This window comes from Deinococcus pimensis DSM 21231 (assembly GCF_000519345.1).
In the GTDB taxonomy this organism is placed as follows: domain Bacteria; phylum Deinococcota; class Deinococci; order Deinococcales; family Deinococcaceae; genus Deinococcus_A; species Deinococcus_A pimensis.
In genome coordinates, this window is record NZ_KI912637.1 from 157,160 (window position 1) to 162,832 (window position 5,673).

The 5,673-nt window shown below is 72.4% G+C and carries 8 protein-coding genes; 4 read left to right on the plus strand and 4 right to left on the minus strand.

Features of this window, described 5'->3' with window-relative positions; genetic code table 11:
- Positions 1-437 (minus strand): SDR family NAD(P)-dependent oxidoreductase (locus DEIPI_RS0109575; RefSeq protein WP_027481635.1); only part of this gene is annotated, 437 nt, incomplete at its 3' end.
- 97 nt (positions 438-534) lie between these two features.
- On the opposite strand from DEIPI_RS0109575, the gene DEIPI_RS0109580 reads away from it, so the two are divergent.
- A complete protein-coding gene (locus tag DEIPI_RS0109580) occupies positions 535-1,152 on the plus strand; it encodes a hypothetical protein (RefSeq protein WP_045233989.1) in 618 nt (205 codons plus the stop codon).
- A gap of 35 nt (positions 1,153-1,187) precedes the next feature.
- Positions 1,188-1,388, plus strand: coding sequence for a PspC domain-containing protein (locus DEIPI_RS0109585; RefSeq protein ID WP_027481637.1), 201 nt, complete (start codon positions 1,188-1,190; stop codon positions 1,386-1,388).
- A 127-nt stretch (positions 1,389-1,515) separates the two neighbouring features.
- On the opposite strand, the gene ruvA is transcribed toward DEIPI_RS0109585, so the two are convergent.
- Positions 1,516-2,112: a Holliday junction branch migration protein RuvA gene (gene ruvA / locus DEIPI_RS0109590; protein ID WP_027481638.1), complete on the minus strand. Its 597-nt coding sequence runs from the start codon at positions 2,110-2,112 to the stop codon at positions 1,516-1,518.
- An 85-nt stretch (positions 2,113-2,197) separates the two neighbouring features.
- Here ruvA and lepB point away from each other — a divergent pair, with 85 nt between their 5' ends.
- Positions 2,198-2,815 (plus strand): signal peptidase I, encoded by a 618-nt coding sequence (gene lepB / locus DEIPI_RS0109595; RefSeq protein ID WP_027481639.1) that lies wholly within the window; start codon positions 2,198-2,200, stop codon positions 2,813-2,815.
- A gap of 282 nt (positions 2,816-3,097) precedes the next feature.
- On the plus strand, positions 3,098-4,372 hold the full coding sequence (locus DEIPI_RS0109600) for a PLP-dependent transferase (protein WP_027481640.1): 1,275 nt from the start codon (positions 3,098-3,100) through the stop codon (positions 4,370-4,372).
- A 120-nt stretch (positions 4,373-4,492) separates the two neighbouring features.
- Here the strand turns inward: DEIPI_RS0109600 and DEIPI_RS41840 are convergent, their stop codons facing one another.
- Together DEIPI_RS41840 and DEIPI_RS29935 are read right to left on the minus strand one after the other, a co-directional pair.
- Positions 4,493-4,615 carry a hypothetical protein gene (locus DEIPI_RS41840; protein WP_281173199.1) on the minus strand — a complete coding sequence of 41 codons (123 nt, stop codon included), beginning with the start codon at positions 4,613-4,615 and terminating at the stop codon, positions 4,493-4,495.
- 56 nt (positions 4,616-4,671) lie between these two features.
- A partial coding sequence (locus DEIPI_RS29935) for a glycoside hydrolase family 43 protein (protein ID WP_084474120.1) occupies positions 4,672-5,673 on the minus strand: 1,002 nt, incomplete at its 5' end.

The following is a 5,673-nucleotide window of genomic DNA, read 5'->3' on the forward strand; positions in this document are numbered from 1 at the left end:
CGCGCCGCCGCCGCCTTGCTCGCCGCGTACTGCGACAGGCCTCTCGTCGTGACGAGCTCGGGCCGGGCGCCCAGCACGTAGAAGCGCCCGCCCGGCGCGAGCCGCGCCGCGCCGTGCTTGAGGGCCCACAGCAGCCCGAAGTAGTTCGCGTTCCACATCCGCCGCGTCGCGTCGCCCGACGCGATCGTCACGGCCTCCAGCGCGACCGACCCGGCGGCGTACACGATGGTCTCCAGCGGCAGGGAGAGCCCCTCGAAGAGAGAGCGGACGTGACTCTCGTAGCCGAGGTCGGCGGTGGCGGCGGTCGCGCGGAGCTCCCCGGCGAGCGCGGCGAGCTTCGTCTCGTCCCGGCCGGAGAGCCACAGGGCCTCTCCGGGCCAGGCGCGGGCGGTGGCGGCGCCGATCCCTCCGGTGGCGCCGATGATCAGGGTGGCCATGAGCGCACACTGGCACGTCCGCCGCGCCCGGAACAGTAGCAAGTGCGGGGGTGAAGGGACGGGCAACGTTCGCGCCGCCCGCCGCGTACCCTGAGGCATGACCCGCAGCTCCCTCGAAGGCGTGCCCTACCCGCTCACCGTCACCTTCAAGATCCTCGCGCTGTCGCCGGAACTCACGCTGCACGACGCGTCGGGCCGCCTGCTGATGGTGGTGAAGGAGAAGCTGCTGTCCCTGCGCGAGGGCACCACCGTCTACGCCGACCTCGACAAGCGCGTCCCGCTCTACCGCTTCCGCGCGGACCGCGTCCTGAACCTGCGCGCCGTGCGGCACATCACGCGCGCCGACACGGGCGAGGCGGTCGGCGCGGTCCGCGCGCAGGGTCTGCGGACCCTGTGGGGCGCCCGCTACGAGGTGACGGACGCGCGCGGCGACGTGGTCATGCACGTCCGCGAGGACAACCCCTGGATCAAGGTGATCGACGGGCTCGTCGACGAGATCCCCATCGTCGGGCCGATCGTCGGGATGTTCATCAACCCGACGTACACCATGTCGGACGTGGAGGGCCGCGCCGCGCGGCGCATCGTGAAGAAGCGGTCGTTCGTGGAGCGCCGCTTCACGATGGAGAGCGCGGGGCCCCTCCCGGCGGGCGCGAGCGAGGAACTCGCCGCGCTCGCGCTGGTGCAGGTGGTGCTGCTCGAACGCGACCGCGGCTGAGGGAACCCGCGCGCCGCGCCGCGCGTACGTGTGTCATGGACATCAAGCTGCACCGTTCGCGTCGTAACCGCGTGCTCGCCGGAGTCGTCGGGGGGATCGCGGGACATCTCGGTCCCGTCAGCACGAACGTCGTCCGCGTGCTGCTGGTGCTGGTGAGCCTCACGCCCTTCGGGTTCCCGTTCTTTCCGCTGGCGTACCTGGCGGCGTGGGCCCTCCTGAAAGAAGAGACACGTTGACGGCCTAGGCATGAGCGAGGGGCCGTCCCCGAGCGTACGACGCCAGAACGCGGACGCCCACTCCCTGACGCACGAAGCAGGAGGGAGGAACCGCCGGATTCCGGCGGCCCCTCCCTCTTGCCCTTTCCTACCTGAGCCGTCCGAGGCTCTTGCGGATGATCTGGTCGGCGGTGAGCTCGTGGTTCTCGCCGAGGAGCTCGGCGACGACCGCGCGGACCTGCAGTTCTCGGTAGCCGAGCGCGAGGAGGGCGTCCACGGCGTCGCGTTCGGCGCTGGTGTTGAGGCCGACGGGGCGGGGCTTGGCGCCGACCTCGTTGGCGAGACGTGGGGGGATCTTGTTGCGGAGTTCCAGGGTGAGGCGTTCGGCGGTCTTCTTGCCGACGCCGCTGACGCTGGACAGCAGGCCGATGTCGCCGCCGATGAGGCCGTGGGCGAGGACGGCGGAGGGCATGGCGGAGAGCAGGGCGAGGGCGAGCTTGCCGCCGACGCCGCTGACGCTGGTGAGGTGGTCGAAGAGGAGGCCGAGGTCGGGGTGGTGGAAGCCGAAGAGCGTCCAGGCGTCCTCGCGGACCTGGAGGCGGGTGTGCAGCGTGGCGGTCTCGCCGATGACGAGCGTGTCGAGGGTGGTGCGGGGGCAGAGCACCTCGTACCCGACGCCGCCCGCCATGACGACGGCGCTGTTCTCGCGCAGGTCGCGGACGGGGCCTTCGAGGAGTGCGATCACGCCTCATCCTAGAGCACGCGGCGTTACGCTGACAACGTAAGCGGCACCCTTCGCGCGACTCATCCGGGCACGGTAGCATTCGCCCGTGTCCACCGACCACGCCAGCGACGCGTCCACGCCCGCAGCCCCCGCCGGGCGCTCCCGCTCCGCCGCCGTGACGTTCCTGCGGGAGTGGGTGCTGGGCGCAGCCCTGCCGATCTGGCTCGTCGCGACGTTCCTCGTGATGTTCGCCCGCGTGGACGGCACCAGCATGAACCCCACCTACGAGAGCGGCGACCGCCTCATCCTGTGGAAGCTGCCGCGCTGGCTGCACGCCTGGGGCCTGCGCCCCGACTGGCCCCGGCGGGGGGACGTCGTCGTCTTCAAGGCCCCGCCCGGCCATCCGGAGAGCTACGAGACGGGCCCCCTGGGCCTGCGCTACCGCCCGTACCTCATCAAGCGCGTGGTGGGCCTGCCGGGCGACCGGATCGAGGTGCGCGGCGGCCTGCTGTACCGCAACGGCGAGCGCGTCGCGGAGAGCTACACGACGGGCGAGGCGGGCCGTGACGAGCCGCCCGTGACGGTCCCGCCGCGTCACGTGTTCGTGATGGGCGACAACCGCCGTCTCGGAGAGAGCGTCGACTCGCGCGACTTCGGTCCCGTCCGCGACGAGGACATGGCGGGCATGGCGGGCCCGCGTTTCTGGCACGCGCCGTCCGAGTGAAGGTTTGACGCCTCCACGCGCCTCCCCGTAGACTCGACGTGTCCGCGCACGCGGACCCCCACATCACGAGCGCCCGAGGGACCTGGCCCCACGACGGCGCGGCAACCGGCCCTCATCACGGCACGGTGCCCACCAGCCCGCGCGGACGCCGACGATGGCACGCCCCCCGCGGGAACGATGAGCGAAGGGTCCCGGACGCGCCCGAACCTGGCGGCACGTTCCCTTCCATTCCAGAGGGGAAGCCTGCGCGTCCCCTCCCGCCCCGTACCCCAGGAGGACGCCATGACCGCCCACACCCCCGACACCGACAGCGCTGCCCCCACCTCCGAACCCACGCGCGCCTTCGAGAGCCTCGCCGTGCACACGGGCATTCCCCGCGCGGGCGGGGTGGGCCTCGGCGTGCCCGTGCATCACAGCGTCGCCTTCCAGTTCGAGAGCCTGGAGCACGGCGCGGACGTCTTCGCCACGAACGACGAGTACAGCTACGCCCGCCTCCAGAGCCCCACCGTGGAGGCGCTCGAAACGCGGCTCGCGGCCCTGGAGGGCGCCACGAGCGCGCTCGCGGTGAGCAGCGGTCAGGCCGCCACGACCACCGCGATCCTGTCGGTGTGCCGCGCGGGCGACCACGTCGTCGCGACGAGCAGCCTGTTCGGCGGCACGAGCGGCCTGCTGCGCAACGTGCTGCCGAACTTCGGGATCACCGCCACCATCGTGGACAACGATCCGGAGGCGGTGCGCGGAGCCCTGCGTCCCGAGACGCGGCTCGTGTGGGCCGAGACGATCGGCAATCCCGCCGCGGACGTCGCGGACATCCCCGCGCTCGCGCTCGTCGCGCACGCGCACGGCGCGCTGCTCGGCGTGGACAACACCTGGGGCGGCGTCGGCTACCTGTGTCGACCGCTGGCGCTCGGCGCGGACATCGTCACGCACAGCCTCACGAAGTGGGCGGCGGGACAGGGCGCCGCCCTCGCGGGCGCGGTGCTCGTGGGGGACCGGCACGACCTCTCGGCCAACCCGATCTTCGCCTCGGGCGAGCCGAGCCTGCTGGAGACGCGCGGCGCGGGCGCGCTGTCGTGGCGGCAACGCTGGCTGGGCGCGCACCAGATCGGCATGACGCTCGGGCCGCAGGCGGCGCACCTCGTGGTGCTGGGCCTCGAGACGCTCGCGCTGCGGTTGCGGCAGTCGTGCGACAACGCGCTCGCGCTCGCCGAGTGGCTCTCCTCGCAGCCGGGTGTGCTGAGCGTGAACTACCCGGGCCTGCCGGACTCCCCGTGGTTCCCCCTGGCGAGGCGCGTGCTGACGCACGGATCGGGCGCGGTCCTCACCTTCGAGGTGGAGGACCCCGCGCGCGTCCTGAGCCGGCTGGAGCTCGTGCGGATCGCGCCGAGCCTCGGGGACACCCGCACGATGGTCATTCACCCCTGGACGACCACGCACGGCCGCCTGCCGGAGGAGCAGCGCGCCGCGTCGGGCGTCACGCCACGTCTGCTGCGGCTCAGCGTCGGGGTGGAGGACGCCGGGGACCTGCGGCGCGACCTCGCCCATGCGCTCGCCTGAACGCCCGCACGACCTTGTCGTACGCACCGGGACGGCCCGGTGCTCATGCCCGGGCCGCTGACGCGGCTCTCCACCAGTGGAAGGGGCCGCCCGGGTGGGCGGCCCCTCCTGTCATGTCGATCAGCGCCGGCGTCGGGAACGGACGGGAAGGGGGACGGGACGCGGCTGGGCCTCGGGGAGGACGCGGGAGAGCGCGGGCACGGAGAGCACGGCGATCAGCACCAGCACGAGCGTGGTCAACATGACCCATGGTAGGACGGGACGTCTTTCAGGTCTCTGACATCCGTCCCTTCACCTCGTCAGCGCGGCCCCTGCTTCTGCTCGGTGGTGGTGGGGCCGCGCAGGACGGGCCGTCCGCTCGCGTCGAAGGTCAGGCGGTCGATGCGCAGGGAGCGCACGCCGCCCGGGCGGCTCGGGTCGCTCGGGTCGGCGTAGCCGACCTGCCCGGTCGTCCACGCGTGGTAGAAGAGCCACGTGTCGCCCGCCGCGTCCGTCACGACGCCCTGCCCGCCGGGGCCGGACACGGCGCCCTTCGTGAAGAGCCACGGCTCGTCGCGGGTCTGCTTGCGGAAGGGCCCCGTGGGGGACGTGCCGACGGCGTAGCCGACCGAGTACGTGTCGGTGTCGTACGCGGCGGCGGAGTAGAAGAGGTAGTACTTGTTTCCGCGTCGGTACACGTTGGGCGCCTCGATGAGGTTGCCCTCCCACAGGGCGCCGTTCGTGATGAGGTCCCTGGCCGTCCCGACGAGCTTCGTGCCGTCCGCGCTGAGCTTCTGCACCCAGATGCTGGTGAACTGGTTGCAGCAGTTCCCGTCGTTCTTCCAGTACAGGTAGCGCTGGCCGTCCCGGTCCACGAAGGGGCTCGCGTCGATGCTGCCGCCGAGGTCCGTCTGGCAGACGAACGCCTCCTTCGAGCGGTCCGTGAAGGGCCCCTCGGGCGAGGTGGAGGTGGCCACGCCGATGCACTGGCGGCCCGACGCGCCGTCGCGGGCCGTGTAGTACATCACGTAGCCGTTCCCGACGGGCATCACCTCGGGCGCCCAGGTGAAGCCGCCCTGCGCCCAGCCGGGCAGGACGGGGAGGGCGTCGCCGACGTACTGCCAGTTCACGAGGTCCGTGGAGCGCCGCACGGGCGTCTGCACGTTCGCGACCTCGGTGGAGTACGCGTAGTACGTCTTCCCGACCCGCAGGATGAAGGGGTCGGCGACGTCCTCGTCCACGACGGGGTTGGTGTACGCGGTGCCCGTCGCGGCGGCGCGCGTGCCCGTGGCGGGACGCGCGGGCGTCTGGGCGGGCCGGGC